We start from the raw sequence: 25,839 nt of genomic DNA, 5'->3' as shown, positions 1-25,839 counted from the left end.
CCATGAGCGGGCTGGGCGGCGGGCGCCTAGATGCCGATTTCGAGTTCGTGATGGAAGGCGAAATCCGGATCGCCGAAGGCGCGTACCTTGTCGCGCAGGTCGGGGCGATCCAGAAACACCAGCCGGCCGGCGTCCCACACCTTCTCGCCGTCGAACTCGATGGTCGGATCGACCACCGGAATCGACATCTCGCCCGGCTGCAGCGGGCCGATGGTGTGGAAATGCACGATGCGCGGGTTGGCGTGAACCATGTACATCCACTGGTCCAGACCCTGCTCGGGCCCGGCCGTGACGGCGCAGCGCGGGTTGATGCCGGCGTGCCAGGAATTGACGATGTAGGGCTCCTTGCCCGTCTCACCGCCGCACTTTTCCATGTAGGCGCGCAGCTGGGCGACGGCCTGCGGGTCGCCATCGAAGCCGGTGATGCGGCCGTTTTCGATATCGATCAGCACCGGGCTGGGCAGGGCAATGCCGTTGGGCTCGAACACGTGGATGCCGGACGGCGTCAGCCAGCGCACGGCAAGGCGACCGCTGGCCTGCATGGCATCGAACACCTGGCACACGCCCAGCGGAAAGGTGCGCAGCGTGAAGCCGTCGCCGGTGGCCTTGGCGTCGGACTTGGCCGGCTTGGGCGACTGGCCCGGCTGCGGGATCGGCCCGGACAGCTCACTGCCCAGCGGGCAGGTGATGCGCCAGCGCTTGGCCGACCCCAGGCGCGGGCCGAGGTTCTTGAGCACCTCCAGCCACACCCCGTATGGCACCTGCCCGAACGGCGAACCCAGCTGGTCCCAGGTCTGCAGAAAATTCAGCATCTTCATGCCGCGGCCGTTGAACGGCACCATGCGCAGCACGCCGGCGATCATGTGGTTGAAGATGGTCACGTCCGGCGACTCGAAGGCCTTGACCACCGACGGCGGCATGTCCTCGGGGCCCCTGACGGTGTCGGTCCACATCACGTGCACGCGCCCGCCGAGCTTGCGCGCCTCGTCCTCGATGATGTCCGAGGCGGCCGGTTCGGTGATGCCGTTCTCGTTCAGGATCAGCACCTCGTCGCCGGCCTTCATCTGGCAGCCGTCGATCAGCATGTTGCGCGCCGCACGACGCACGTCATCTTGCGAGTATTTGCGATGACTGGCATCGAAATTGAAGCGCTCCAGGGTGCCCATGGCGTGTTTCTCCTCGTTGATGCAGCGCGCTTGACGGCCGCATGGTAGGCCGCGGCCGGCGACCTTGGCAACGCCGTTTCCCTGGCGATCGCCAAGCCCCGGTCCGCCACCGGCAGAAGCTTGGGCAGTCAGAATCCTGCCGCCGTGCCGGCGGATCATCGACTTGTCGAACTATCGGCGCCGGACGCGGAACTCGTGGATGTCGTGCCCCAAACGCTGGCCGCGACGTTCGTACTTGGTTTCCGGTCGCCCGGTAGCGTCCGCCAGCAGGGGCGACGGCGCAAAGTCCGGGCTGCCCTGCAAAACCTCGCCGATGGCCGCCGCGTAATCGGCCCAGTCGGTGGCGATGTGCAACTGCCCACCGCAGCGCAGGACACGCGCAGCCAGGTCCAGAAACGCCGCATTCACCAGCCGGCGCTTGTGGTGACGCTTCTTGGGCCACGGATCCGGGAACAGCACCAACAGGCGGTCCAGACTGGCCGCCGGCAGATGCCGCGCCAGCACCTCGACGGCATCGGCGCAGATCACGCGCACGTTGCTCAGACCCGCCTGCTCGACGCGCAGCAGAAAACTGCCGATGCCCGGCGGGTAGACCTCCACGCCGATGAAGTCCTGCTGCGGATGCGCCGCCGCCAGCGCCAGCAGGGCATCGCCCATGCCAAAGCCGATTTCGAGCGTGCGTGGTGCCTGCCGGCCGAAGGCCTGGTCCAGATCGAGCGCACCGTCCGGCAGGTCCAGGCCATAGCGCGGCCACAGGCGTTCCAGCGCCTGGCGCTGGCCCGGCGTCATGCGCCCGGCACGCACCACGAAGCTGCGGATGGCGCGTCGGTGGCTTGCCTCCGGCAACGCGGCGGTCTGAACTTCAGCCAAAAAAGAGGCCATCCAGCGGCGATGAGGCCGATGCATACAGCTTGCGCGGGATGCGCCCGGCCCGATACGCCTCGCGGCCGGCCTCGATCGCCTTGCGCATGGCGCTGGCCATCAGCACCGGATCCGTGGCGCCGGCGATGGCCGTGTTCATGAGCACGCCGTCGCAGCCCAGTTCCATGGCGATGGCCGCGTCGCTGGCGGTGCCCACGCCGGCGTCGACCAGGATCGGCACCGTCGCCTGTTCCAGGATCAGGTGCAGGTTGTAGGGGTTGCGGATGCCCAGCCCGGAGCCGATCGGCGCCGCCAGTGGCATCACCGCCACGCAGCCCATGGCCTCGAAACGCTGGGCCAGGATCGGGTCGTCGGAGGTATAGACCATTACGTCGAAGCCGTCGGCGATCAGGGTCTTGGCGGCCGCCAGCGTCTCGGTCACGTCCGGATACAGCGTCTTGTGATCGGCCAGCACTTCCAGCTTCACCAGGTTGTGGCCGTCCAGCAGCTCGCGCGCCAGGCGGCAGGTGCGCACGGCCTCCTCGGCCGTGTGACAGCCGGCGGTATTCGGCAGGATGGTGTAGCGGTCCGCCGGCAGCACGTCGAGCAGGTTCGGCTGGCTCGGATCCTGGCCAATGTTCACCCGCCGTACGGCGACGGTGACGATCTGCGCGCCGCTCATCTCGATGGCGCGGGCGGTCTGGTCCAGGTCCTTGTACTTGCCGGTGCCGACCAGCAGGCGCGAAGTGAAGGTACGGGCGCCGATGCGCAGCGGATCGTCGTTGAGTGCGGTCATGGTTGTGCGTCCCGGCGGCTCGGCCGCCTTCTGTACGCCTTCTGTGGAGCGGCTCAGCCGCCGCCGATGGCGTGGATGATTTCGATGCGGTCGCCGTCGTGCAGCGTGCGCGTCGCATGTTCGCCGCGCGGCACGATGTCGCGGTTGACTTCGACCGCCAGGCGCTTGCCGGCCAGACCCAGCTCGGCCACCAGCTCGGCCACGGTCAGGTCATCGCGGGCCGTGCGCGGCTGCCCGTTCACGAGAATGTCCACTCAGTGCAGGCTGTTGGGCGCCGCCAGGTGAAACGGCGGAATCGGCGCGTCGAACTCGACGCCGTCGTCGCCCACCATCTGGTAGCTGCCGTGCATCAGACCGGTCGGCGTGTCGAGCATGGTGCCGCTGGTGTAGGTGAACGACTCGCCCGGCGCCAGGTGCGGGTGCTGGCCGATCACGCCCAGGCCGCGCACCTCCTGCGTGTTGTCCCCGGCGTCGGTGATGATCCAGTGGCGCGCCACCAGCCGCGCCGGCAGCGTGCCGCGGTTGGTGATGGTCACCGTGTAGGCGAACGCGTAGCGGCCCTGCAGCGGGGCCGACTGTTCAGCCAGGTATTGCGTTCGCACCTGCACCGCGATGTTGTGCGGCCGGGGCTCGTTGGGGTCATGCGGAGCGTTCATGGCGGTATTCTAGCGCCCGGCATCTTCCCTCGCGCCCCGCCCCTCATGCAGCAATACCTCGATCTGATGCGCACCGTGCTGGAACGGGGTACGCGCAAATCCGACCGCACCGGTACCGGCACCCTGAGCCTGTTCGGCCACCAGTCGCGCTACGACCTGTCGGCCGGCTTTCCGCTGCTGACCACCAAGAAGCTGCACGTCAAATCCATCATCCACGAGCTGCTGTGGTTCCTGCGCGGCGACACCAACATCGCCTACCTGAAACAGCGCGGCGTGAGCATCTGGGACGAGTGGGCGGATGAAAACGGCGATCTGGGTCCGGTGTATGGCTACCAGTGGCGCTCCTGGCCGGATTACCACGGCGGCCATATCGACCAGATCAGCGCCGTCATCGAGCGCATCCGGCGCGATCCGGACTCGCGCCGCCTGCTGGTCAGCGCCTGGAACCCGGCACAGGTGGACGCCATGCGCCTGCCGCCGTGCCATGTCCTGTTCCAGTTCTATGTAGCCGAGGGCCGGCTGTCGTGCCAGCTGTACCAGCGCAGCGCCGACATTTTTCTGGGCGTGCCGTTCAACATCGCCTCCTACGCGCTGCTGACGCAGATGGTGGCGCACGTCACGGGCTTGGCGCCGGGCGAGTTCATCCACACCCTGGGCGACGCGCACCTGTACCTGAACCACCTGGAGCAGGCGCGCGAACAGCTGGCCCGCGCGCCGCGTGCCCTGCCGCAAATGCGCATTCGCCGGCCGGCGGAGTCGATCTTCGACCTGAGCTACGACGACTTCGAACTGCTGGATTACGACCCGCTGCCGCGCATCGCCGCCCCGGTCGCCGTGTGACGGCGCCGGTCGAGGTGGTGCTGGTGGTGGCGGTGGCGCAAGGCGGCGTCATCGGCCGCGATGGCGCCCTGCCCTGGCATCTGCCGGCGGACCTGAAGCACTTTCGCGAGCTGACGCTGGGCCGGCCCGTCATCATGGGCCGGGCAACCTACGATTCCATCGGCAAGCCGCTGCCGCAGCGTTTGAACATCGTGCTCAGCCGGCAGACCGGTTTTGCGCCGCCGGGCGTGCAGGTGGCCGGCAGCCTGGATGAGGCCTACCGCCTGGCGGCGGCGCATGGCGGACCGGCCATGGTGATCGGCGGGGCGGCCGTGTATGCACAGGCGCTGGCCGACGCCGGCACGGTGGAGCTGACCGAAGTGCACGCCGCCGTCGCCGGCGACACGCATTTCCCGGCACTTGGCCCCGGCTGGCGCGAGGTGGCACGCCAGGATCACCCGGCCGACGCGCGCAACGCCCACCCGTACAGCTTCGTCACCTACCGTCGGCGCCAGGATTCGTAGCGCTCAAAAGTGCAGCACGCCGAGCATGCGCAGGCCGGCCATCGCCAGAAACACCGCAAAGACGCGCTTGAGTGTCACCACCGGCAGGCTGTGCGCCAGGCGCGCACCCAGCGGCGCGGTCAGCACCGATGCCCCCGCGATACCGATGAACGCCGGCAGATACAGATAACCGATGGCGCCGGCCGGCAGCCCGGGATGATCGCGCCCCGCCCACAGGAACACCGCCGCCCCGATCACCCCCAGCACCAGACCGCAGGCCGACGAGGTGGCGACCGCCCGGCGCATGTCCACCCGGCAGTAGTTCAGAAACGGCACCGTCAGGCTGCCTCCGCCGATGCCGAGCAACGTCGACATGGTGCCGATCACCGTGCCTGTGGTCAGCAGACCGGCAGCGCCCGGCAGCGGCCGGCGACCGGGCGCGGTGGCGTTGAAGAAAATCTGCGTGGCCACGCCAATCACGAATACCCCGAACACGCGACTGAGCAGCGCGCTGGGTAATTTGTCCGCCAGCCAGCCTCCCAGCACCGCGCCCACCACCAAGCCCGGCAGCAGCCGCCGCACCAGCGGCAGATCCACGGCGCCGCGCCGGTAGTGCGCATAGGTGGACGACATTGAGGTCGGCACGATAACCGCCAGCGAGGTGCCGATCGCCAAGTGCATCAGCACCTCGGACGGGATACCCAGCAGCGGAAACACCAGCGCCAGCGCCGGCACGATCACCACGCCGCCACCCAGACCGAGCATGCCGGCGATCAGCCCGGCCAGCGCGCCGACCGCAAGATAGGCGAGCAGGATCACGCCGTCAGGTCACACCTGCGCACGCTGACGGCAGCTCGGTCAGAAACTGGCCGGCTCGACCCGTTTGGACAAGGCGGCCAGCATCTCGCTGGCGCGCACACTGCCCGCGCTGGAGGCCTTTTTCAGCAGCCGCTCGCCCTCGGACAGGTCCTTGGGCACGCCGGCCCCTTCCACGTACAGCCCGCCCAGCTCCGCCCAGGCTTCGACATAGCCCAGATCGCCGGCCTTGCGCAGCCAGTCGGCGGCGGCCTTGTCGTCACGATCGACGCCCAGACCCGAGGTCAGCATGCCCGCCACCTCCACCATCGCCGCCGGGTCGCCGGCGCGCGCCTGCGTTTCCCAATGCCCGAAGGCGCGCTTGAACCACACCGTGGCCTGCGCCGGGTCCATGGCCACCCCGTGGCCGTACATGTAGAAAGTACCCATGAAATATTCCGCCTCGATATTGCCCTGCTCGGCCAGCGGCTCGATCAGGCGCACGGCGGTGTTGAAATCGTGCTTCTCGAAGGCGGTGATGCCGTCCTCAAGCTCACCGGCGCGCGCGGCCAGCGACCAGGCGGCAACAGCGGCCATGACGGTGGCCAGCAACATCTGACGACTATTACGCACGGTAGCATCCTCCTGATGACGCAGCGCCGACATGTTGGCCGGCACAGGCCGCATGGTACACTGCGCGCCCCAAAAAACAGGCGCCCTGGCCGGCCACACCGGCGGCGCCCTGGAATCGACGAATCAAGCATCACGTGGGGCGGTAGCTCAGCTGGGAGAGCGTCGCGTTCGCAATGCGAAGGTCGGGAGTTCGATCCTCCTCCGCTCCACCATATACATACAAGGGCTCGGATGATCTCCGGGCCCTTTTTTATTGCCTGAAATCCCCACGTCACGCGGGGTTCCGCCCAACCGTGCTGCGGGTGGCCACCGGCCGACCCCCCCGAAATCGGCCACTTCCTGCGCCAGAGCCGGCTCTTTTCTCCGTTTGGCCCGCGGGAAGGCGCAGATGTTTGCCCATAAAATAAAGAAGTTATGCGCGCCGCTTCATCGTCAACCAAGCCGACCGGTCGAGCATCGAAGGCCAGACAGACGGTGGCAAACGGCTGACCCTGCCCTATCATGAAACGTCAAGATGAACCATGATGGAGATGGCCATGACGACTGCGGCCCGCGAAAAGTTTTCCTCCCAAGCCGCACCGGATGTGCTGGCGGCGCTGCGACAGATTGCAGAGAGCCAAGGCCGCCAGTTCCAGGCGGTGCTCGACGAAGCCCTGCGCGACTACATCGACCGGCAGCAGAAGAAGCGTCCCCGCCGTCACGTGATGGAATCATTCGCGTCCAGTCTGGATGAGTTCGACAGCCTCTACCGGGAGTTGGCGAAGTAAGCCGTGCCGCGCGATTACCTGACCGTGGCCGACATGCTCGGCATGCACACGGTGCTGATGCAGCGTTACGGCGGCGCGCCGGGCGTGCGCGATCCCGGGGCGCTGGAGGCCGCACTGTTTCGCCCGCAGACCGGCTACTACGATGACATCGTGGCCGAGGCGGCGGCGCTGCTCGAAAGCCTCGCAATCAACCATCCCTTCGTGGATGGCAACAAACGTATCGCCTTTGCGGCTGCCGACGTGTTCTTGCGCATCAACGGCTGGCGCTTGCAGCGTGCGCCGATGCAGATCCATGCGCAGATGATGCAGATGTTCGAGTCGGGCACGTTTGATATCGCCCATCTCGAGCCATGGCTGCGCGGATTCGCAAGGGTCGAAGGGGAGTGAAGTGAGCGATCTGAACGACTCGATGCCCGGCTGGGTTCGAATTGCGCTACGGATGACGCCCGATCCGCGGGGTCTGCAGCGCCGCGCGGCGGAAGTTGCAGGGATGCCCGTGTCGACTTTCGTTCTCCACAGCGCCTGCCAGGCGGCAGGCCAGCTTCTTGTCGAACAGCAGCTCGAGATAGCGGGCCCAACCGTGGAATCCTTGCCGACATTCACCAAACCTGCCTGCCAGCGATGGGAGTCCATCCCTGCCGACATCCGTCAACGTCTGGTGTGGGCAGTGCGGTCACCAAACAACCATCACCAATTTCGGCGGCATCATCAAGGGCAGCGACTTGCTGCTGGTGGGCAAGTGCGCCGAGTGCCACGGTGATGTGGCACGGGTGATCGGGGGCGCGTAATCCGGTCAGGCATCAAACCCTGCTCAACACACCGCCACCCACCAGTCGGCAGCCAGTTGCGCCGAAACCCGCGCAGACTCGCGGGCCGCGGCTTGCTGCCCAGCGACCGGCAGACAGCGCAACCGCATCGAACAATACGCCGCCCACCTGAAACGGCTGGACCGCAAAGGCCAGCCCTGACGAACCTGGAAAATCGACGATGCCCCTGACGGGTTCACCCCGTTTGCCGATGACCTTATGGACAGCAGCGCCGCAGCACAGCCAGCGGGCGCGCCGCAAACGCAGACTCCTCCACACCAGCGACCGCCGGCATGAGCTGCCGATGGCGGTCATGGTGCGGGACCGCCAGTTCAGGCCGCCGCCCTCGATCACGCCTGGGCGCCGATATCACCCACATTCGCACCGAGCGCGGCCGAACGTACCCGGCCTTTGTTCCCCAACGATCGCCGAAAATCACCGCCGTTTCCTGCCTGATATCTGCGGGTGTCGCCAATCTTGAAATCCCCCAACCCTGCGCAATCTCCCTCCCTGGCATGCGAAAGTCGCGGTCCACCCCGGCGATTGCCGGGCAACGCGATCGCCAGCTCATGGTCACGACAGGAGGGAGTCTCATGGAAATCAACGCGGATTTCTCCAAGCGCGTCGTCGTGCATTCGGACCGGTTGGAATGGCGCCCCTCGCCCGTGCAAGGCGTGGCCCGGCGCATGCTGGACCGCATCGGGGACGAGGTGGCGCGCGCCACGAGCATCGTGCGGTATGCGCCCGGCAGCAGGTTCTCGGCCCATAGCCATCCCGGGGGTGAGGAGTTCGTGGTGCTCGACGGGGTGTTTCAGGACGAGCACGGCGATTTTCCAGTCGGCACCTACGTGCGCAATCCCCCGACCAGCGCCCACACGCCCGGCTCGGCGCAGGGGTGCACGATCTTCGTGAAACTCTGGCAGTTCGACCCGGCCGACCGCACTCCGGTTCGCAAGCACATGGAAGCCGAACTCGGCGCCCCAGTGAATGGCGTCGCCACCGCGACTCTGCACCAGGACGGGCGCGAAACCGTGACCTACAGCCGGCTCGACGCGGGCGCTGCGCTGAGCTGCGATGCGCCCGGCGGAATCGAGCTGCTCGTCATCGACGGCGAGATCATCGTGGACGGCGAGACGCTGGGCAAGCATGCCTGGCTGCGCCTGCCCGAGGGCCAACGCTTGTCGGCGACGGACACGGCCAAAGGCGCGCGGGTCTGGATGAAGACCGGGCACCTGCGCTTTGTCAAAGCGCCTGCGGCTCAGCCGCTGTGACGATCGACGCATCAGCACGACCCGCGGCAGCGCGTTTGCGAACCGTCGGTCGGTATGGACGGGCCGTCGACAGCACCCCGCCAGCGGCCGGTCAGCGCGTCAACGCCTTGCGCAGCTTGCCGATCACGCGCAGCGTCAGGTCTTCGTCGGCGCAGGTGCGGCAGGCCAGCGCATAACCGGCCTGTTCTTCCTCGGCCGTGACCTGGTCGCGACTCATCTTGCGCGTGTGGTAACGGCCGCTGAGTACCTGGATCTTGCACACGCCGCAGCCGCCGCCGTAGCAGCCCTGCGGGATGCCTTTGCGGCCCAGGCGGCTCATGCCGTGCAGGACGGACTGGTCTTCGGCGCAGGGGAAGCTCTCGCCCGTGTCGGCGATCAGGATGGTGTGCTGCGGCATGGGCGGAAGTAAGAAGGACCGGTTGTCGATTAAAATGCCGGCCTCATTATTCCAGCAGGCAGGCGAGGCCATGGCTTACGAAAAAATCATTGTACCGACCGACGGCGCGCGCATTACCGCCAAGGCCGACAACTCCCTGAACGTGCCGGATCGGCCGATCATCCCGTTCATCGAGGGTGACGGCATCGGCGTGGACGTGACGCCGCCGATGATCGAGGTGCTCGACGCGGCCGTCGCCAAGGCCTACGGCGGCAAGCGCTCCATCGCCTGGATGGAGATCTACGCCGGCGAGAAGGCGGTGGCCACCTACGGCGGCGACACCTGGCTGCCGGCCGAGACGCTGACCGCCATGCGCGAGTTCCTGGTCGGCATCAAGGGACCGCTGACCACGCCGGTCGGCGGCGGCATGCGCTCGCTGAACGTGGCGCTGCGCCAGGAGCTCGATCTTTACGTGTGCCTGCGCCCGGTGCGCTACTACCCCGGCACGCCCAGCCCCATCAAGCGCCCGGAAGACACCGACATGGTGATCTTTCGCGAGAACTCCGAGGACATCTACGCCGGCATCGAGTGGGCCGCGCGCTCGCCTGAGGCCCGCAAGCTGATCGATTTCCTGATCAAGGACATGGGTGTCACGAAGATCCGCTTCCCGGAAAGCTCCGGTATCGGCATCAAACCGGTGTCCGAGGAAGGCACCCAGCGCCTGGTGCGCAAGGCCATCCAGTACGCCATCGACAACGACCGCCCGTCGGTGACGCTGGTGCACAAGGGCAACATCATGAAGTTCACGGAAGGCGGCTTCCGGGACTGGGGCTATGCGCTGGCCAAGGCCGAGTTCGGCGCCATGGAAATCGACGGCGGCCCGTGGTGCAGCTTCAAGAATCCGCGCACCGGCAAGGACATCGTGGTCAAGGACGCGATCGCCGATGCCTTCCTGCAGCAAATCCTCACCCGCCCGCGGGACTACAGCGTGATCGCCACGCTCAACCTGAACGGCGATTACGTCTCCGACGCGCTGGCGGCGCAGGTGGGCGGCATCGGCATCGCGCCGGGCGCCAACATGTCCGACACCGTGGCGCTGTTCGAGGCCACGCACGGCACCGCCCCCAAGTACGCCGGCAAGAACATGTCGAACCCGGGCTCGATCATCCTGTCCGGCGAGATGATGCTGCGGCATCTGGGCTGGACCGAGGCGGCCGACCTGATCGTCAAGGGCATCTCCGGCGCTATCCAGGCGAAGACCGTGACCTACGACTTCGAGCGCCTGATGGAAGGCGCCACCAAGCTCGGCAGCCGCGAGTTCGGGCAGGCCATCGTCGCCAACATGTAAGCCGACCGCTGGGCGTGCGCCACGCGCTCAGCGACGGATTTCGGGTACAAAAAAAGCGGGTGGACATCACTGTCCACCCGCTTTTTCATTTCCGCCGAGGCGGATTCAGGCTTTACAGCGCCTTGCTGACGCTGAACACGGCGCGGCCGCCGCACCAGTCGCCAAAGGAGCCGCCGCCGAAGCACTCGCTCTTGCTCAGCTCGGTGTCGGTGTAGGCCAGCTTCAGGCCAACACCCGCCACAGTGGTGGAGGCGTACACACTCCAGTTGTTGTAGTCCGGGGTGCCGAACTTGGCGTTGCGCTCGATGTCCTGGTGGCCGAAGGTGCCGCCCAGGTTGAACTGACCGAACGGCCCACCCGGCTCAGCCGGCCCGATCGGCGCCGACAGGCCCAGTTCGGAGTACAGACCCTTGCCGGTTTCGTTGTAGAAGTTCGGGCTCCACAGGACCAGCAGGCTGGCGGTGGCCGGCCCAATCGGGTAGGTCAGGGTCGGGCCGAATTCCCAGTAGTCGTACTTCAGGCCGGAGCTGTCGGCGACGCCCGGGTAGTTGTAGTAAACGCCGCCGAACTTCCAGCCCAGGTCGTCGATCTTGCCGGTCATGCCGGCGTACATGTCGATCTCGATCTGCGCCTCGTCGCCGTCGTTGAAATCGACATTGGAGGCCCACACACCGGCATAGGCACCGCTGCTGTGCGCGTAGTCCAGGCCGCCCTGAATGGCCGGCTTCTCGTCGGTCTGGCTGATGCCTCGGAACACGTAGTCGCTGGTCAGGCCAACGTTGCCGGTGATGTCGGCGGCAGCCCCGGTCGCGGCCAGTAGGCCGGCCGCAGCCAGCGAGGTCAGGATTACTTGCTTCATGAGTTGCTCGTCTCCGATTGCTGTAGGCAATTGCTTCACGATTCCTTTGCCAGACGGGCAAGCCACGCAGGGGCAAAGGGCCGCGAATGGTACAAGCAAGTGTCAGGCCAATCAAACCGGGCTTGGGCGTGGCATTTTTTCCTTCGATGCAATCAAGATGTCTCGCTTTGAAGCGCAGCGCCCGATTAGCGACCCAAGATGGTGCGACCGACGTCGCTCGACACCTTCAGGGATGTCCACACACTCAACACTGGCAATTGCACGGCTGCCAAATATGCGTTGGTATTTCCTGCACCCGAAACGCACAATTCCGGGCGCCCGGCCTCGCCGGGCCGGTGCTGCAATCCGGGAGAACACACATGAGCGTGCTGAAGGAATTTCGGGAGTTCGCCATGCGCGGCAGCGTGGTCGACATGGCGGTCGGCATCATCATCGGCGCGGCCTTTGGCGCCATCGTCAAGTCGCTGGTCGACGACGTGCTGATGCCGCCGATCGGCCTGCTGCTGGGCCAGGTGGACTTCTCCAACCTGTTTGCGGTGCTGCGCGAGGGTGCGACTGCCGGTCCGTACACGTCGCTGGCCGCGGCCAAGGCGGCGGGCGCGGTCACCATCAACTACGGGCTGTTCATCAACTCGATCGTCAGCTTCGTGATCGTCGCGTTTGCGGTGTTCATGCTGATCCGCAGCCTGAACCGGCTCAAAAAGGCCGAGCCTCCGCCAGCCCCGGCGACCCGCGAATGCCCCCACTGTTGCACGGCCATCCCGGTGGCGGCGACGCGTTGCCCGAACTGCACCTCGCAGCTGTGATCTGAAACGCGCCCGGCGCCGGCCACGGATGGGCGGCCCGCTATACTGGCCGCCCGTTCTTTCGAATCCCCGCCATGTCGTCCGATACGCTGCACCGGTTCACGTTCGCCCAGGCGCCGGTGCGCGGCCTGCTGGTGCAGCTCGAAACGACCTGGCAGGACGTGCTGTCGCGTCACCATTACCCGCCCGCCGTTCGCGAACTGCTCGGCCAGCTGCTGGCCGGTGCGGCGCTGCTGGGCAGCAATCTGAAGGCCGCCGGACAGGTCATCGTCGAGCTGCGCGGTGCCGGCCCGCTGCGTCTGCTGGTGGCCGACAACCGGGCCGGTTCCACGGTGCGGGCGCTGGCGCGCTGGGAAGAACCGCTCCACGACACCGACTGGCATGCGCTGCTGGGTGACGGGCGACTGGTGATCACGCTGGATGCCCGCGGCGACGGGCGCCGCTACCAGGGCATCGTGGAGCTGGCCGCCGGTGGCCTCGCGGCCACGCTGGAGGGTTATTTCGCGAGCTCCGATCAGCTGCCAGGCTGCATCGTGCTGGCGGCGGACCCGACGCGCGCGGCCGGTTTGCTGCTGCAGCGCCTGCCGGGCAGCGCCGGGCCGGACGATGCGGCGCAGTGGGAGCACGTGGCGGCACTGGCCGGCACCACGCGCCCGCAGGAACTGCTGCACCTGGAACCGACGCGCTTGCTGGGCCGGCTGTTCGGTGACCAAGACCTGCACCTGCTGGCGTCGCAGGCGATGCGCTTTGGCTGTTCGTGTTCCGCCCAGCGCGTGGAGGCGACGCTGCTGGCGCTGGGCCGGGCGGAAATCGAGTCCCTGCTGGCCGAGCGCGGCGGCATCGACGTGGACTGCGAGTTCTGCAACCAGCACTACCACTACGACCGCGCCGCGGTGGAGCGCCTGCTCGATGACATGGGGAGCGGGCCGCTGCACTGACCGCGGCGCACGGTCCGTTCCGGCGACCAGTCAGCCGGTCTTGTCAGCCACCGCCGGTGCCAGAACGGCGCGCAGAAAATCGCTCGCCAGCGCATGAATGCCGGGTGTGCCGGTCTCGCGCGGGCCGGCCAGATTCACGGTAGTCACCGCGCAGGCATGCAGCCACGACTGCACCTGCGAAGGTTGCCAGGGCCGGCGCAGGTCGATGACCAGACACGGCTTGTCCAGCTCAAGGGCCGCCTCCACCGTCAGCAGCGTGCCGCCATTCAGCCCCCCGTGGCACAGCACCAGCGTCGCGTCGGCCTCGGCCACGTTGCGCCGGGTGCGCTCGCCGTAGTCGGCGCTGGCCGTTTCGGTAAGCGGGTAACGGGTCGGAATCGGCCCGTCCTCGGCGCGCCGGCCGACCGGACACCAGCCGCCGCAGGGCAGGCCAAGCTCCAGCGCCACATCCAGCGCGGCGCGATCGACGCCGGTCTGGCCGCCGGAAATCACGCGCAGGCGCCTACCTCCCAACACCACGCGCCGCCCAGACCAACAACAACCAGGCGGCAATCCAGGCGCTGCCACCGAGCGGGGTGATCGCCCCCAACCAGCGCTGGCCGGTGATCGCCAACAGGTACAGGCTGCCGCTGAACAGCAGCACGCCCGCCAGCATCAGCCAGCCGCTCCAGCGCAGCGCGCTGTTGGTCGGCGCATGCAGGGCCAACAGGCCGACCAGCAGCAGGCCAAGCGCGTGGTAGACGTGGTATTGGCAGCCGGTCTGATAGATGGCCAGCATATCCGCCGGCAGCCGCCCGCGCAGCCCGTGCGCGCCGAAGGCGCCCAGCATCACCGCCAGCGCCGCATTGAGCGCGCCGGCCATCAGGAAAAAACGCGCCGCCGCCATCAGTACAGCGCCCGCTGCAAACGCCGCCGCCAATCGCGCCGCGGCGGATGCTCACCGTCCAGAATACGCAACACCGTCACCCAGGCCCCGCTTGCGTTGTCATTGGCCGCGCTGGTTGGCTGTAACTGACGGCAGTCATGGCCTGCCCGATGGGCCGGAATGCGGCGTGGCGGATGGGCGCCCATCCTGCCGTGCGGCAACCGCGTGACGCGACGGGGCGATACCCAGATTCATCTGCACACCACGCCAGAACGTCCACACGCGCAGTGCCTGCACCAACAGATGGCGCACGGACTGCCCGGTGATCCGTGCGTTCGCGCCGAAGCGCGGCTGACGGGTCACCCTGCGCCTGCCGACCCACCACCCGGCAACAGCCGCCGCCAGTAGGGCCGGTACCGAGGTTGTGGCGCGCACTGCCGCAGCGCGCGTCTGTGCCTGCCACCATTGCACCCGAGACCGCGCCTGCTCGACGCGCAGGCGCTGTTGGTCGCAGCGGGCCCGGGCACTGGCCAGTCCCATCATGCGCGCAGGTCTTGCGGCGCTTGCAGCGCCACGCTTTCGCGCGTGGCGGAAAACCCGAGGCCACGAATCAGGCAGCGGACATAAATCACCAGCGGCACGCATGCCAGCCCATTGAGCGCAGCGGCGCCCAGCAGCGCTGCCGGCCAGTCCATGCCGGCCCGCACGGCCAGCACCACCGCCGCGGCCACCAGTGCCAGCCAAGCGGTGACCAGCAGCAGGACGATCGCGGCGGCAAGAATCCCCACCACCGTCAAGACGGTGATGCTCAGGCGCGCCTCCTCGACCGCCAATTCGAGCAGTTCCGCCAGGTAGCCGCGGATGGCGCGCAGCGTTTCGCCCAGACTCTCGCGCAGACCGGCCCCGGCGCCAGGCGGCGGGGGAACTTCCACTCGCCGTGCCTGTCAGCGGCGGCCCAGTCGCGAAATCAGCCAGCCCGCCGCGAAGGCAATACCCAGCGCCGCAAGCGGACGGGCCGCCACGAAGCGCTGGATGTCGTCGCCGTATTCGTGCCCGCGCTCGCGCACCTGCTCGGCGGCCGCGCGCGCTCGCTCGCCAGCGTGGCTGGCAGAATCGCGCAGGCGGTCCTCGGTCGAGCGGGCGTGCTCGGCGACGCGGTCGATGGTTTCGTGCGCGCTGCGCGCTGCCCGGTCGGTGACCCGCTCATCGGGTGGGGTGCTCGCTTCGGCTTTTGCTTTCTGATCCATGGGACGGCCTCCTGGAATTGGGGTGTTTGGAATCTTTTCCACAGTGGTGCCGGCTGACACCAGTGCGCTTGTTTAGGATACGCGCACCGGGACAAAGTTCCCGGCCACCGGTCCGGCCGCGTCCGGCGCCCCATAGACTCAACCATCGCAACCGATCGCAGCGCCGCCATGGATACCCTGCCCGATTACCTCGCGCCCGGGCTGCGCCTACTGTCGGTGGGCATCAATCCGTCGCTGCGGGCGGTGCGCGAGGGCTTCTATTTTCCCAACCCGCAGAACCGCTTCTGGCCGGCGCTGAACGCCAGCGGCCTGCTGGCAGCGCCGGTCACGCCCGGTCCGGCGGCAATGAATCTGATCCTGGCCCGCGACCGCATCGGCTTTACGGACCTGTGCAAGACCGCGTCGTCGATGGCGCACCATCTGCGCGCTGCGGATTACCGCGCCGGCGCCGCGCGACTGGCCCAGGTGATCGACAACTGCCGGCCGCCGCTGCTGTGGTTCCATGGCGCCACGGCCTACCGGGCGTTCTGCCGGCATGTGCTGACGCAGCAGGATGTGATCGCGCCCGGCCTGCAGCCGCAGACCTTTGCCGGGGCGCGCATCTTCGTCAGTCCCAATCCGAGCCCCGCCAACGCCCGCTACAGCCTGGCGCAGTTGACCGACAGCTACCGCCAGCTGGCCGCCTGCATCGCCGGCAACGATGACGGCACCGGGCGTAAGCTTTCAAGCATCGTGTCGGCCTGAGTTCCGGAGCCGCTGATGGCCAGAATCCTGCGCTTTCGAAGCCGCGACCAGTTGTCGGGCGAGCGCGCCCGCCGGCAGTGCCAGGACGGTTATCACAACTGGCAACTGGTGGACCTGGGGCCGCACGCGGCGCCCGGGCGCACGCCGTCGCGCTGGCGCTGCGCCCGCTGTGGCCAGGAGCGCGAGGGCGCGACGCCCGGCACGCCGCCGGCCGGGCGCAGCTGAGCCGGTGAACCTTCCAGCCGACGGTTTTTTCGACCGAACGATCGGTTTTTCGTTCACGGCCCGGCGCGACCGCACTAGACTGGCCACCGAGGCGCCACTTCGAAGCGCCCCCGACATACCCTGCAAGAGGAGCCCCGTCATGGACATGGCAACCCGCTCGTCGCTGATCGACTACGCCGCTCTGGTCCGCCCGGACCGCGTGCACGGCAGTCTGTACACGGACCCCGCCATCTTCGAGGAAGAGCTGAACCGCATCTGGTACCGCGAATGGGTGTTCGTCGGCCACGAAAGCGAGGTCCCGAACGTCGGCGACTACCGCACCGGCCTCCTCGGCCAGCAGCCGATCATCATCACCCGCGGCAAGGACATGCAGGTACGGGTGCTGCTGAACCGCTGCACGCACCGCGGCAACACCATCTGCCAGGCGCGCCGCGGCAATGCGCAGACCTTCACCTGCTCGTACCACGGCTGGACCTACAGCTGTGAAGGGGACCTGAAGGGCATCCTGTTTCGCGAGGACTACCCGCCGGATTTCAGGCGCGAGGACAACGGCCTGTTTCGCGTGCCGCGGGTGGAGCAATACCGCGGCTTCATCTTCGCCAGCATGGGCAAGACCGGCAAGAGCCTGCAGGAACACCTGGGCCCGGCCGCGGCCAACATCGACCGCTTCTGCGACCTGTCGCCGACCGGCGAAATCACCATGAACCACGGCGTCTACCAGATGCGCATCGAGTGCAACTGGAAGATGTGGATGGAGAACTCGGTCGACTCCTACCACGTCTACCAGACGCACGGCTCGAACATGTACCTGGGCAACATGTTCGAGGCCAAGGAAGGCCAGAAACCGCCGCCGCCGGGCAAGGGCTATTTCGGCCTCATCCACGCACGTGACCTGGGCAACGGCCACTCGGACCTGGACATGCGCCCGCAGCGGCGCGTGACCGGCATGACCTACACCGGCGAATGGTCCGCCGACATTCCCGAATCGGCCCAGCGCGAGTATCTGGCGGGCCTGGAACGCCTGCACGGCAAGGAAAAGGCGAATCGGATTCTCACCGAAGGCCCGGCGCACACGGTGATCTTCCCGAACCTGTTCAACATGCTGCAGGAAATCCGCTGGTGCGTGCCGGTCAGCGTGAACGAGACCTACATCTATTACGCGCCGTGCCTGTTCAAGGGCGCGCCGGACGCGATCAACACCGCCCGCCTGCGCCGCGACGAGGGCGCCTACGGCCCGGCCGGCTTCCAGCTGTCCGACGACATCGAAGTGTGGGCCCGCAACTACCAGGGCCTGGCGGCGCGCGAGGTGGAGTGGATTCTCATGAACCGCTGCGCGCACCTGCCGGTACAGCCGGACGAGGACGGCATCCCCTATCAGGGTGATCTGAGCGAACTGACCATGCGCACGCAGTGGCGCCATTACCTCGAACTGATGAGCAGCCCCTGAGGAGGAGCGCGCAGATGCCTTTCGATCGCTATGCCGTGGAGCAATTCCTGTACCGCGAGGCGCGCCTGGCCGACGAGCAGCGCCTGGACGACTGGCTCGCCCTGTGGGACGAGGACGCCCTGTACTGGGTGCCCTGCAACCAGGACGACGTCGACCCCACCCGCCAGCTGTCCATCATCTACGACGACCACGCGCGCCTTCGCCTGCGCGTGGCGCGCATCACCAGGACCGGCATGGCCTGGACGCAGGAGCCCCGCTCGCGCCTGCGCCGGCTGGTATCCAACATCGAGATCTACGACGGCCCGGACGGGCTGATCCAGACCTTCTCGAACTTTCACCTGACCGAGCTGCGCGTGAACCGGCGCGACCCGGTGGAGTGGATCGGCCGCACCGAGCACCGCCTGCGGCCGCACGGTGACGATTTCAGGCTGGCCTTCAAGAAGGTCATGCTGATCAACAACGACCATGAAATGACGCAGCTGTCGTGCATGGTGTAGCGTTGCCGGCCGTCCAGCCCGGAGTATTCGCATGACGCGCTATCAGGCCCTGCTGCAGGACGCCAAGACCCGCATCCGTGAAATCGGCATCGACGATCTGCGTCGCGAGGGCGCGAGTCTTGGCCTGCTGATCGACACCCGTGAGCCGGCCGAGTGGGCCGATGGCCACATTCCGGGCGCTACGCCAGTACCGCGCGGCATTCTGGAAGGCAAGATCGAACAGCTGGCGCCGGACCCGGACCAGCCCATCGTGCTGTACTGCGCCTCGGGCGGGCGCTCGGCGCTGGCCGCCGACAGCCTGCAGCGCATGGGCTACCGCAAGGTGCTGTCCCTGGCCGGCGGCTTCAACGCCTGGCGCGACGCCGGGTATCCGCTGCAGCGCTAGCGCACGATCTGGACAGCGCCAGCACGGCGCACGTTCGATACCGTTCATCAGGCGCGCCGGGGCGGTCGCCTACAATACGCGACCCCTCGAACGAAGCCTGCCCGTCATGTCACGCCCCGCGCCCGCCCCGCTGCACCTCGCCTTCGACCTGCCGGCCGAAATCCTCTACGACGATGCCGGTTTGGACCGTATGGATCAGAGCTTCGTCGCCTGGCTTGCCGGGTCGGAGCCGACCCTGACAGAGCGCCTGCTGGCCGGCCGCAGGCAACCCGAAACGCTCGACGACAAGGCCCACAGCGACCTGCTGGTCGCGCTGGCGCCGCACCTGGAAGACTTTCTGGGCACCCTGTTCGGCATCGGCGCCGAGGTGCGCGCCCTGCAAGCGCGCCACCAGGCGCTGGCGCCGCTGTACACCTGCAAGCGCCACTTCGTGCAGCGCCAGGCGGCGCGCAAGCTCTCCGCCGAGCAGGCGGCGGGTGAGGACGGGCCGGCGCTGGCCGCGCAGCTTGAGGCGCTGTTCGGCGAGCCATTCTCGGATCTGGCCTTCGCCCGCCATGTAAATGACTGGTCCGACACTGCGGACCGGCACACCGCCGAACTCGACCTGGCGCTGCGCTACGCCGCCTGGGCACTGCATGCGCCGGCCGGTCAGGCGCAGCACCGCCACGGCGTGCTGTTTCGCGAGCCGCACAAGCTCGACCCGCAGCGCCTGGTACCGGTCAGCACCGTCACCGAGCAGGTCATCACGCGCCACGGGCCGGCGGCCGATCACCTGCGCCGCCGCGAGGGCTTTGCCCTGACCGACCCCGGCGGCGATCTGCAATACGCCCAGGACCAGGCCAACTACTGCATCTGGTGCCACAACCAGGGCAAGGATTCGTGCTCGCACGGCCTGCGCGAGAAGCACGGCGAGTTCAAGCGCAGCGCGCTGGGCGTGCCGCTGCAAGGCTGCCCGCTGGACGAGCGCATCTCCGAGATGAACCTGCTCAAGTCCCAGGGCTACAGCCTGGGCGCGCTGGCGATGGTGACGGTCGATAACCCGATGCTGGCCGGCACCGGCCACCGCATCTGCAACGACTGCACCAAGGCCTGCATCTACCAGAAGCAGGAGCCGGTCGACATCCCGCAGGTGGAGACGCGCACCCTGCGCGACGTGCTGGAGCTGCCCTGGGGCTTCGAGATCTACAGTCTGCTGACGCGCTGGAACCCGCTCGACCTGAGGCGCCCGCTGCCGCGCCCGGCCAGCGGTCGCAAGGTACTGGTGGCGGGCATGGGTCCGGCCGGCTACACGCTGGCGCATCACCTGCTCAATGACGGCCACGCCGTGGTCGGCGTCGACGGCCTGAAGATCGAGCCGCTGCCGGCGGACCTCACCGGCGTGGAGGCGGACGGCACACGCCGTCCACCGCGCCTGATCCGCAACGTCGAGGAGCTGTTCGAGCCGCTCGACGCGCGGGTCACGGCCGGCTTCGGCGGCGTGGCCGAGTACGGCATCACCGTGCGCTGGAACAAGAATTACCTGAAGCTGATCCGCCTGCTGCTGGAGCGGCGGGCCGGTTTTCGCCTGCACGGCGGCGTGCGCCTGGGCGGCACGCTGACGCTGAACGATGCGTTTGATCTTGGCTTCGACCACGTGGCGCTGGCCATGGGTGCCGGCCGGCCGCGCTACGTGGACGTGCCCAATGGCCTGGCCCGCGGCGTGCGCCAGGCCTCCGATTTCCTGATGGGCCTGCAGCTGACCGGCGCAGCGCGGCGCGACTCCATCGCGAACCTGCAACTGCGCCTGCCGGCGCTGGTGATCGGCGGTGGCCTGACCGCCATCGACACCGCCACCGAGGCGCTGGCCTATTACCCGCTGCAGGTGGAGAAATTCCTCACCCGCTACGAGACGCTGTGCGCCGAGCGCGGGCAGGATGCCGTGCGCAGCGCCTGGGATGCCGAAGAGCAAACCATTGCCGACGAGTTCATCGCCCACGCGCGCGCCATCCGCGCCGAGCGCGAGGCGGCGACCGCCGAGGCCCGCGCTCCGCGCATTCTGGAATTGCTCAAGTCCTGGGGCGGCGCCACGCTGGTCTATCGGCGCCGGCTGGTCGATGCGCCCTGCTATACGCTCAATCACGAAGAGGTCCTCAAGGCGCTGGAGGAAGGCGTCGAGTTCGCCGAATGCCTGGCGCCGAGCGCGGTGCAGGTGGACGCCCACGGCCACCTGAGCGGCCTCGAAGTCGAGCTTCAGGCGCCGGGTGAGGACGGCAAATTGACGGCCAACGGGCAGCGACAGCTAATGCCGGCGCGCGCCGTGCTGGTCGCTGCCGGCACGGTGCCAAACACCGTGCTGCAACGCGAGGCGCCGACCGGACTGGCGCTCGACGGCGGCTATTTCCGCAGCCTGGACGAGAACGGCGAACCGCAAGCGGCGCCGCGCCTGGCCAAGTCCGGCGAGGTGCCGATGCTGACCCAGCGGCGGCCCGACGGCCGGGCGGTCAGCTTCTTCGGCGATCTGCACCCGAGCTTCGCCGGCAACGTGGTCAAGGCCATGGCCAGCGCCAAGCGCGGCTACCCGGTGGTCAGCCGCCTGCTCGCCGCGCGCGCACCGGCCAGTCAGGAGACGGCAGACGCATTTCAGCGGCGCCTGCACGGTTTGCTGCGGGCACACGTCGAGCGCGTGCAGCGCCTCACGCCGACCATCGTCGAGGTGGTCGTGCACGCGCCGCTGGCGGCGCAGCGCTTCGAGCCGGGCCAGTTCTATCGCCTGCAGAACTTCGAGACGCTGGCCCGCCGCGACGACGGCACCACGCTGGCCATGGAGGGTCTGGCCCTGACCGGCGCCTGGGTGGACCGTGAACGCGGCCTGGTGGCGCTGATCGTGCTGGAGATGGGCGGCTCGTCGGACCTGTGCGCGCATCTGACGCCGGGCGAGCCGGTGGTGCTGATGGGCCCGACCGGCGCGCCGACCGAAATCCCCGCCGGCGAGACCGTGCTGCTGGCCGGCGGCGGCCTGGGCAATGCGGTGCTGCTGTCGATCGGCAAGGCGCTGCGGCAGGCCGGCTCGCGCGTCGTCTACTTCGCGGGCTACAAGCACGCGCCGGATCGCTACCGAGTGGCCGACATCGAGGCCGCCGCCGATGTCGTGGTCTGGACCTGCGATCAGGCACCCGGCTTCACGCCCGGCCGGGCGCAGGACCGGGCCTTCACCGGCAACATCGTGCAAGCCATGCGCGCCTATGCGGCCGGGGAACTGGGCGAGGTGGCGATTGCCCTGTCGGACGTCGACCGCATCATCGCCATCGGCTCGGACCGCATGATGGCGGCCGTGACCGCGGCCCGCCACGCCGTATTGGCGCCGTATCTGAAGCCCCACGTCGCCATCGGCTCAATCAACTCGCCGATGCAGTGCATGATGAAAGAGGTCTGCGCGCAGTGCCTGCAGGGCCGCCGCGATCCGGCCAGCGGCCGGCCGCTGGCGCCGGTGTTTACCTGCTTCAACCAGGACCAGCCGCTGGACGAGGTGGACTTCGCCTGCCTCGGTCAGCGCCTGCGCCAGAACGGCGTGCAGGAAAAGCTCACTGCCCAGTGGATCGACCGCAGCCTGCGGCGGCTGGGGCTGCGCTAGCCCCGCCGCCCGGGCGGGCTACCACATCAGATCATCGGGGACCGGATAGTCGGCGTAGGGATCGGGCGCCGCCGCGGCCGGCGGCGGTGATTCCGCGTTCAGCACCACCACCAACGTCGGATCACGCTCGGCGATTTTCTGGGCGGTGGCGGGCGGCACCAGCTCGAAGTTCCTGCCCAGCCGGACCACCGCCAGGGCGCCCTTGACCACCTGCACGCGTTGCGCCTCGTGCAGGTAGATCTTTCGGATCTTGCCGGACTCGACGAACTGATACGCCGCCTCCCCGCCCTTGCGATCAAGGCGCTGGCTCTCGATCAACTGCCGCAGCTGCGCCGCCTGCGCCTTGCGCTCGCGCTGTTCCTGTTGCTGGCGGTTGTGCGCGCGGTCGCGCTCGGCCTTCTGCTGCTGAGCCTGGCGCAGCTGCTCGGCCGCCGGGTCCGGCGCCGGACCGCGCCGGGCGGTGTCGCGTTTCTGTTGTGCCACCTTGCGGATCTGGTCGGTCTTGACCAGGCCCGCCTTGAGCAACTGGGCCTGCAGCTGATTCAACGGATTGGCCATCTTTGCCCCGTGTGTGGTGGTGTCGGACCGGCCGTCAGGCTGCCACAAAGCCCCGACCGGCGGCGAACTGCGCGCACTGGTTGAGCGCCGACAGGATCATGGCGTGGCTGGCAATGCCCTTGCCGGCAATGTCGAAGGCGGTGCCGTGGCCAACTGTCATGAACAGGTACGGCATGCCGATGAAGCCGCCGCAGTTGCCCTCGAAACCCCAGGTCTTGAGGGCAATGTGGCCCTGGTCGTGGCACATGGCGACCACCACGTCGTAGCGGCCGTCGATGCAGTGCCGGAACACCGTGTCCGGCGAGATCGGGCCGCTGACGTCGATGCCGCCGGCCCGCGCCTGCGCCACGCCGGGCGTGATGGCGGCGTCCTCTTCCGGGCCGTGGGCGTGCGGGTTCAGACCCGCCACGCCGATGCGCGGATTGGCCACGCCCCAGCCGCGCAGGGTCTCGTGGGTCAGGCGGATCGAGCGGGCCACCAGATCGGCCGTCAGGCCGGCGCACACGTCGCGCAGGTACACGTGGTCGAAGATGTGGGTGATGCGCAGCGGCCCCGAAAACAGCGTCAGCAGGCGCTCGCCGGGCTTGGCGTTCAGCAGAGCGCCCAGTGCTCCGGCAGCGGCCATGGCCTCCGAGTTGATCGGGCCCATCACCAGCCCGGCCACCTCGCCGATCTGGGCCAAGTCCTGCGCCTGACCGATCCAGCGGCCGACGGCGGCGCCGCAGGCGGCGCGCTCCTGGCCATAGACGATCTCGGCCGGGTCCAGCTGCCCATCGTCCAGGATGGATATGACGCGTGCGTCATCCTCGACCGCGGCGACCGAGGTCACCGGCCTTACGGCCAGATCGGCGCCTGCCACCGCCACGCCCCGGCGCATGGCCTCCGCGCTGCCGATGAACAGCAGCCGCGCCAGACGCTGCGGCTGGCCGGTCGCCATGGCCTTGGCAAGAATCTCCGGGCCAACGCCGCACGGATCACCGATGGGGACAGCAAGGGCGGGTTTGGTCATGATCCGGGGTTCTCTTGATTCGGTTCGGGCGCTGGCGGTCGGCGAGTCTGGCACCTGCTGCCCTATTGTCGCGCCGCACGGGACACAAAAAACCCCGGGCGCCTTGTGGGCCCCCGGGGTTTTCTTCGAACAGGAACGCTGACGTATTCAGCGCCTCGTCGGGTACAGGTCGGCGGACCTTACATCATGTCCATGCCGCCCATGCCACCCATGCCGCCCATGCCGCCCGGCATGCCGCCGCCGGCTTCCTTCTTCTCCGGTACTTCCGCCACCGCAACTTCGGTGGTGATCAGCAGGCCGGCGATGGAGGCTGCGTTCTGCAGGGCCACGCGCGTCACCTTGGCCGGGTCCAGGATGCCCATGGCAACCATGTCACCGTACTCGCCGCTGCCGGCGTTGTAGCCGAAATTGGCGTCCGCGCCCGAGCGCACCTTGTCCAGAATCACCGACGGCTCGTCACCGGCGTTGGCGACGATCTGGCGCAGCGGCTCGTCCATGGCGCGCAGGGCGATGCGCACGCCGACGTTCTGGTCTTCGTTGATGCCCTTCAGGTCCTTGATCTTGGCCGCCGCGCGCACCAGCGCCACGCCACCGCCGGGCACCACGCCTTCTTCCACCGCCGCACGGGTCGCGTGCAGGGCGTCCTCGACGCGCGCCTTCTTTTCCTTCATCTCGACTTCGGTGGAGGCACCGACCTTGATCACCGCCACGCCGCCGGACAGCTTGGCCGCGCGCTCCTGCAGCTTTTCCTTGTCGTAGTCGGAGGTGGTGTCCTCGATCTGACGGTTGATCTGCTTGATGCGCGCCTGGATGTCCTCGGCCTTGCCGGCGCCGTCGATGATGGTGGTGTTGTCCTTGTCGATCTGCACCTTCTTGGCCTGACCCAGGTCTTCCAGGGTGGCCTTCTCCAGGGTCATGCCGGTCTCCTCGGCAATGACAGTGCCGCCGGTCAGGATGGCCATGTCCTCGAGCATCGCCTTGCGACGATCACCGAAGCCCGGCGCCTTGACCGCACACACCTTGACGATGCCGCGGATGTTGTTGACCACCAGCGTGGCCAGGGCCTCGCCCTCGACGTCCTCGGCCACCACCAGCAGCGAGCGGCCGGACTTGGCGACCGCTTCCAGCACCGGCAGCATCTCGCGGATGTTGGAGATTTTCTTGTCGTACAGCAGGATCAACGGGTTATCCAGCTCCACGTTCATGGACTGCTGGTTGTTGATGAAGTAAGGCGACAGGTAACCGCGGTCGAACTGCATACCCTCGACCAGCTCCAGCTGGTTCTCCAGGCTCTGGCCTTCCTCAACCGTGATCACGCCTTCCTTGCCGACCTTGTCCATGGCCTCGGCGATGATCTCGCCGACCGAGGTGTCGGAGTTGGCCGAAATCGTGCCGACCTGGGCGATCGACTTGCGGTCCGTGCAGGGCTTGGCCAGCTTCTTGATTTCCTCGACCGCAGCGGTAACGGCCTTGTCCAGACCGCGCTTCAGGTCCATCGGGTTCATGCCGGCGGCAACCGCCTTCATGCCCTCGACGGCGATCGACTGCGCCAGCACGGTGGCGGTGGTGGTGCCGTCACCGGCCTCGTCGGAGGTGTGCGAAGCCACCTCTTTCACCATCTGCGCACCCATGTTCTCGAGCTTGTCGGCCAGCTCGATTTCCTTGGCCACGGACACGCCATCCTTGGTGATGGTCGGCGCGCCGAAGGACTTCTCCAGCACCGCGTTGCGGCCCTTTGGACCCAGGGTGACCTTGACGGCGTTGGCCAGGGTGTTGACACCCCGCATCATGGCGGTGCGGGCATCGGACCCGAAATGCACCTGTTTAGCAGCCATTGTTCAATTCCTCAGTG

General features: G+C 67.8%; 31 protein-coding genes and 1 tRNA gene. 16 read left to right on the top strand and 16 right to left on the bottom strand.

All coding sequences use genetic code 11. The features are described from left to right. Positions 1-26: 26 nt before the first annotated feature. From H5U26_RS07325 to apaG, 5 genes are all read right to left on the bottom strand, one after another. Complete coding sequence (locus H5U26_RS07325) at positions 27-1,166, bottom strand: hypothetical protein (protein ID WP_290618158.1); 1,140 nt, start codon at positions 1,164-1,166, stop codon at positions 27-29. A gap of 171 nt (positions 1,167-1,337) precedes the next feature. Continuing rightward, positions 1,338-1,955, bottom strand: coding sequence for a tRNA (guanosine(46)-N7)-methyltransferase TrmB (gene trmB / locus H5U26_RS07320; protein WP_366055913.1), 618 nt, complete (start codon positions 1,953-1,955; stop codon positions 1,338-1,340). A 73-nt stretch (positions 1,956-2,028) separates the two neighbouring features. Next, a complete protein-coding gene (locus tag H5U26_RS07315; protein WP_290618154.1) occupies positions 2,029-2,823 on the bottom strand; it encodes a thiazole synthase in 795 nt (264 codons plus the stop codon). A gap of 53 nt (positions 2,824-2,876) precedes the next feature. Then, positions 2,877-3,077, bottom strand: coding sequence for a sulfur carrier protein ThiS (gene thiS / locus H5U26_RS07310; RefSeq protein WP_366055905.1), 201 nt, complete (start codon positions 3,075-3,077; stop codon positions 2,877-2,879). Beyond that, complete coding sequence (apaG, locus tag H5U26_RS07305) at positions 3,078-3,479, bottom strand: Co2+/Mg2+ efflux protein ApaG (protein ID WP_290618150.1); 402 nt, start codon at positions 3,477-3,479, stop codon at positions 3,078-3,080. Between the two features lie 45 nt (positions 3,480-3,524). On the opposite strand from apaG, the gene H5U26_RS07300 reads away from it, so the two are divergent. Beyond that, a complete protein-coding gene (locus H5U26_RS07300; RefSeq protein ID WP_290618148.1) occupies positions 3,525-4,319 on the top strand; it encodes a thymidylate synthase in 795 nt (264 codons plus the stop codon). Further along, positions 4,316-4,822, top strand: coding sequence for a dihydrofolate reductase (locus H5U26_RS07295; protein ID WP_290618146.1), 507 nt, complete (start codon positions 4,316-4,318; stop codon positions 4,820-4,822). The genes H5U26_RS07300 and H5U26_RS07295 overlap by 4 nt, the downstream gene beginning before the upstream one ends. Before the next feature lie 3 nt (positions 4,823-4,825). On the opposite strand, the gene H5U26_RS07290 is transcribed toward H5U26_RS07295, so the two are convergent. Both H5U26_RS07290 and H5U26_RS07285 read right to left on the bottom strand, forming a co-directional pair. After that, positions 4,826-5,620, bottom strand: a complete 795-nt coding sequence (locus tag H5U26_RS07290) for a sulfite exporter TauE/SafE family protein (RefSeq protein WP_290618144.1) — start codon at positions 5,618-5,620, stop codon at positions 4,826-4,828. A gap of 39 nt (positions 5,621-5,659) precedes the next feature. Next, the gene (locus H5U26_RS07285) at positions 5,660-6,229 is read right to left on the bottom strand and encodes a tetratricopeptide repeat protein (RefSeq protein WP_290618142.1); all 570 of its coding nucleotides are present in this window, start codon (positions 6,227-6,229) and stop codon (positions 5,660-5,662) included. Between the two features lie 136 nt (positions 6,230-6,365). On the opposite strand from H5U26_RS07285, the gene H5U26_RS07280 reads away from it, so the two are divergent. The 5 genes from H5U26_RS07280 to H5U26_RS07265 all read left to right on the top strand — a co-directional run bounded on the left by H5U26_RS07280 (position 6,366) and on the right by H5U26_RS07265 (position 9,073). Continuing rightward, positions 6,366-6,441, top strand: a tRNA-Ala gene (locus H5U26_RS07280). Positions 6,442-6,765: 324 nt separating this feature from the next. Then, on the top strand, positions 6,766-6,996 hold the full coding sequence (locus tag H5U26_RS07275) for a hypothetical protein (RefSeq protein ID WP_290618141.1): 231 nt from the start codon (positions 6,766-6,768) through the stop codon (positions 6,994-6,996). Positions 6,997-6,999: 3 nt separating this feature from the next. Beyond that, positions 7,000-7,383 carry a type II toxin-antitoxin system death-on-curing family toxin gene (locus H5U26_RS07270; protein WP_290618139.1) on the top strand — a complete coding sequence of 128 codons (384 nt, stop codon included), beginning with the start codon at positions 7,000-7,002 and terminating at the stop codon, positions 7,381-7,383. 22 nt (positions 7,384-7,405) lie between these two features. Further along, on the top strand, positions 7,406-7,756 hold the full coding sequence (locus H5U26_RS14895) for a DUF1778 domain-containing protein (RefSeq protein WP_366055912.1): 351 nt from the start codon (positions 7,406-7,408) through the stop codon (positions 7,754-7,756). A gap of 639 nt (positions 7,757-8,395) precedes the next feature. Beyond that, positions 8,396-9,073 (top strand): cupin domain-containing protein, encoded by a 678-nt coding sequence (locus tag H5U26_RS07265; protein WP_290618138.1) that lies wholly within the window; start codon positions 8,396-8,398, stop codon positions 9,071-9,073. A 91-nt stretch (positions 9,074-9,164) separates the two neighbouring features. Here the strand turns inward: H5U26_RS07265 and H5U26_RS07260 are convergent, their stop codons facing one another. Beyond that, the gene (locus H5U26_RS07260; RefSeq protein ID WP_290618137.1) at positions 9,165-9,470 is read right to left on the bottom strand and encodes a 2Fe-2S iron-sulfur cluster binding domain-containing protein; all 306 of its coding nucleotides are present in this window, start codon (positions 9,468-9,470) and stop codon (positions 9,165-9,167) included. Positions 9,471-9,540: 70 nt separating this feature from the next. Here H5U26_RS07260 and icd point away from each other — a divergent pair, with 70 nt between their 5' ends. Then, positions 9,541-10,797: an NADP-dependent isocitrate dehydrogenase gene (gene icd, locus H5U26_RS07255; RefSeq protein ID WP_290618136.1), complete on the top strand. Its 1,257-nt coding sequence runs from the start codon at positions 9,541-9,543 to the stop codon at positions 10,795-10,797. A gap of 112 nt (positions 10,798-10,909) precedes the next feature. On the opposite strand, the gene H5U26_RS07250 is transcribed toward icd, so the two are convergent. Continuing rightward, positions 10,910-11,656: a TorF family putative porin gene (locus H5U26_RS07250; RefSeq protein ID WP_290618135.1), complete on the bottom strand. Its 747-nt coding sequence runs from the start codon at positions 11,654-11,656 to the stop codon at positions 10,910-10,912. Positions 11,657-12,021: 365 nt separating this feature from the next. Between H5U26_RS07250 and mscL the strand changes: the two genes are divergently transcribed. Together mscL and hslO are read left to right on the top strand one after the other, a co-directional pair. Further along, a complete protein-coding gene (gene mscL, locus H5U26_RS07245; protein ID WP_366055911.1) occupies positions 12,022-12,462 on the top strand; it encodes a large-conductance mechanosensitive channel protein MscL in 441 nt (146 codons plus the stop codon). A gap of 74 nt (positions 12,463-12,536) precedes the next feature. Next, positions 12,537-13,400, top strand: coding sequence for an Hsp33 family molecular chaperone HslO (gene hslO / locus H5U26_RS07240; protein WP_290618133.1), 864 nt, complete (start codon positions 12,537-12,539; stop codon positions 13,398-13,400). Between the two features lie 30 nt (positions 13,401-13,430). On the opposite strand, the gene H5U26_RS07235 is transcribed toward hslO, so the two are convergent. From H5U26_RS07235 to H5U26_RS07220, 4 genes are all read right to left on the bottom strand, one after another. Further along, positions 13,431-13,892, bottom strand: coding sequence for a putative molybdenum carrier protein (locus H5U26_RS07235; protein ID WP_290618132.1), 462 nt, complete (start codon positions 13,890-13,892; stop codon positions 13,431-13,433). Between the two features lie 10 nt (positions 13,893-13,902). Continuing rightward, on the bottom strand, positions 13,903-14,286 hold the full coding sequence (locus tag H5U26_RS07230) for a DUF423 domain-containing protein (RefSeq protein WP_290618131.1): 384 nt from the start codon (positions 14,284-14,286) through the stop codon (positions 13,903-13,905). 518 nt (positions 14,287-14,804) lie between these two features. Then, the gene (locus tag H5U26_RS07225) at positions 14,805-15,197 is read right to left on the bottom strand and encodes a hypothetical protein (RefSeq protein ID WP_290618130.1); all 393 of its coding nucleotides are present in this window, start codon (positions 15,195-15,197) and stop codon (positions 14,805-14,807) included. A 12-nt stretch (positions 15,198-15,209) separates the two neighbouring features. Continuing rightward, positions 15,210-15,512 carry a hypothetical protein gene (locus H5U26_RS07220; RefSeq protein WP_290618128.1) on the bottom strand — a complete coding sequence of 101 codons (303 nt, stop codon included), beginning with the start codon at positions 15,510-15,512 and terminating at the stop codon, positions 15,210-15,212. 168 nt (positions 15,513-15,680) lie between these two features. On the opposite strand from H5U26_RS07220, the gene H5U26_RS07215 reads away from it, so the two are divergent. The 6 genes from H5U26_RS07215 (at position 15,681) to H5U26_RS07190 (ending at position 22,420) form a co-directional block, all read left to right on the top strand. Then, a complete protein-coding gene (locus tag H5U26_RS07215) occupies positions 15,681-16,256 on the top strand; it encodes a mismatch-specific DNA-glycosylase (RefSeq protein WP_290618126.1) in 576 nt (191 codons plus the stop codon). Positions 16,257-16,271: 15 nt separating this feature from the next. Further along, positions 16,272-16,481, top strand: coding sequence for a hypothetical protein (locus tag H5U26_RS07210; protein ID WP_290618124.1), 210 nt, complete (start codon positions 16,272-16,274; stop codon positions 16,479-16,481). Between the two features lie 139 nt (positions 16,482-16,620). Beyond that, a complete protein-coding gene (locus H5U26_RS07205; protein ID WP_290618122.1) occupies positions 16,621-17,928 on the top strand; it encodes an aromatic ring-hydroxylating dioxygenase subunit alpha in 1,308 nt (435 codons plus the stop codon). Positions 17,929-17,942: 14 nt separating this feature from the next. Further along, positions 17,943-18,425 carry an aromatic-ring-hydroxylating dioxygenase subunit beta gene (locus H5U26_RS07200; RefSeq protein WP_290618120.1) on the top strand — a complete coding sequence of 161 codons (483 nt, stop codon included), beginning with the start codon at positions 17,943-17,945 and terminating at the stop codon, positions 18,423-18,425. Between the two features lie 31 nt (positions 18,426-18,456). Further along, on the top strand, positions 18,457-18,810 hold the full coding sequence (locus H5U26_RS07195) for a rhodanese-like domain-containing protein (protein ID WP_290618118.1): 354 nt from the start codon (positions 18,457-18,459) through the stop codon (positions 18,808-18,810). 106 nt (positions 18,811-18,916) lie between these two features. Then, positions 18,917-22,420: an FAD-dependent oxidoreductase gene (locus H5U26_RS07190; RefSeq protein ID WP_290618116.1), complete on the top strand. Its 3,504-nt coding sequence runs from the start codon at positions 18,917-18,919 to the stop codon at positions 22,418-22,420. An 18-nt stretch (positions 22,421-22,438) separates the two neighbouring features. Here the strand turns inward: H5U26_RS07190 and H5U26_RS07185 are convergent, their stop codons facing one another. The 3 genes from H5U26_RS07185 to groL form a co-directional block, all read right to left on the bottom strand. After that, entirely contained in the window at positions 22,439-22,978 is a 540-nt protein-coding gene (locus H5U26_RS07185; RefSeq protein WP_290618114.1) for a DUF2058 domain-containing protein, read from the bottom strand. Positions 22,979-23,012: 34 nt separating this feature from the next. After that, positions 23,013-23,987 (bottom strand): 4-hydroxythreonine-4-phosphate dehydrogenase PdxA, encoded by a 975-nt coding sequence (locus H5U26_RS07180; RefSeq protein ID WP_290618112.1) that lies wholly within the window; start codon positions 23,985-23,987, stop codon positions 23,013-23,015. A 179-nt stretch (positions 23,988-24,166) separates the two neighbouring features. Then, on the bottom strand, positions 24,167-25,822 hold the full coding sequence (gene groL / locus H5U26_RS07175) for a chaperonin GroEL (RefSeq protein ID WP_290618110.1): 1,656 nt from the start codon (positions 25,820-25,822) through the stop codon (positions 24,167-24,169). Positions 25,823-25,839 lie beyond the last annotated feature (17 nt).

It is taken from the genome of Immundisolibacter sp., from assembly GCF_014359565.1.
Classification (GTDB): Bacteria; Pseudomonadota; Gammaproteobacteria; order Immundisolibacterales; family Immundisolibacteraceae; genus Immundisolibacter.
Note: the sequence above shows the minus strand (reverse complement) of the source record. Positions and strands in the feature narration are given on the sequence as shown.

Excerpts from the sequence above, each read along its gene's own strand:
- H5U26_RS07300 (WP_290618148.1), top strand. The coding sequence starts at position 3,525 with ATGCAGCAATACCTCGATCTGATGCGCACCGTGCTGGAACGGGGTACG.
- trmB (WP_366055913.1), bottom strand. The coding sequence starts at position 1,955 with ATGACGCCGGGCCAGCGCCAGGCGCTGGAACGCCTGTGGCCGCGCTAT.
- H5U26_RS07205 (WP_290618122.1), top strand. The coding sequence starts at position 16,621 with ATGGACATGGCAACCCGCTCGTCGCTGATCGACTACGCCGCTCTGGTC.
- H5U26_RS07200 (WP_290618120.1), top strand. The coding sequence starts at position 17,943 with ATGCCTTTCGATCGCTATGCCGTGGAGCAATTCCTGTACCGCGAGGCG.
- H5U26_RS07190 (WP_290618116.1), top strand. The coding sequence starts at position 18,917 with ATGTCACGCCCCGCGCCCGCCCCGCTGCACCTCGCCTTCGACCTGCCG.
- H5U26_RS07195 (WP_290618118.1), top strand. The coding sequence starts at position 18,457 with ATGACGCGCTATCAGGCCCTGCTGCAGGACGCCAAGACCCGCATCCGT.
- H5U26_RS07230 (WP_290618131.1), bottom strand. The coding sequence starts at position 14,286 with ATGGCGGCGGCGCGTTTTTTCCTGATGGCCGGCGCGCTCAATGCGGCG.
- H5U26_RS07275 (WP_290618141.1), top strand. The coding sequence starts at position 6,766 with ATGACGACTGCGGCCCGCGAAAAGTTTTCCTCCCAAGCCGCACCGGAT.
- H5U26_RS07215 (WP_290618126.1), top strand. The coding sequence starts at position 15,681 with ATGGATACCCTGCCCGATTACCTCGCGCCCGGGCTGCGCCTACTGTCG.
- groL (WP_290618110.1), bottom strand. The coding sequence starts at position 25,822 with ATGGCTGCTAAACAGGTGCATTTCGGGTCCGATGCCCGCACCGCCATG.
- H5U26_RS07250 (WP_290618135.1), bottom strand. The coding sequence starts at position 11,656 with ATGAAGCAAGTAATCCTGACCTCGCTGGCTGCGGCCGGCCTACTGGCC.
- apaG (WP_290618150.1), bottom strand. The coding sequence starts at position 3,479 with ATGAACGCTCCGCATGACCCCAACGAGCCCCGGCCGCACAACATCGCG.
- hslO (WP_290618133.1), top strand. The coding sequence starts at position 12,537 with ATGTCGTCCGATACGCTGCACCGGTTCACGTTCGCCCAGGCGCCGGTG.
- H5U26_RS07315 (WP_290618154.1), bottom strand. The coding sequence starts at position 2,823 with ATGACCGCACTCAACGACGATCCGCTGCGCATCGGCGCCCGTACCTTC.
- H5U26_RS07185 (WP_290618114.1), bottom strand. The coding sequence starts at position 22,978 with ATGGCCAATCCGTTGAATCAGCTGCAGGCCCAGTTGCTCAAGGCGGGC.
- H5U26_RS07180 (WP_290618112.1), bottom strand. The coding sequence starts at position 23,987 with ATGACCAAACCCGCCCTTGCTGTCCCCATCGGTGATCCGTGCGGCGTT.
- icd (WP_290618136.1), top strand. The coding sequence starts at position 9,541 with ATGGCTTACGAAAAAATCATTGTACCGACCGACGGCGCGCGCATTACC.
- H5U26_RS07220 (WP_290618128.1), bottom strand. The coding sequence starts at position 15,512 with ATGGATCAGAAAGCAAAAGCCGAAGCGAGCACCCCACCCGATGAGCGG.
- H5U26_RS07210 (WP_290618124.1), top strand. The coding sequence starts at position 16,272 with ATGGCCAGAATCCTGCGCTTTCGAAGCCGCGACCAGTTGTCGGGCGAG.
- H5U26_RS07325 (WP_290618158.1), bottom strand. The coding sequence starts at position 1,166 with ATGGGCACCCTGGAGCGCTTCAATTTCGATGCCAGTCATCGCAAATAC.
- H5U26_RS07265 (WP_290618138.1), top strand. The coding sequence starts at position 8,396 with ATGGAAATCAACGCGGATTTCTCCAAGCGCGTCGTCGTGCATTCGGAC.
- H5U26_RS14895 (WP_366055912.1), top strand. The coding sequence starts at position 7,406 with ATGCCCGGCTGGGTTCGAATTGCGCTACGGATGACGCCCGATCCGCGG.
- H5U26_RS07260 (WP_290618137.1), bottom strand. The coding sequence starts at position 9,470 with ATGCCGCAGCACACCATCCTGATCGCCGACACGGGCGAGAGCTTCCCC.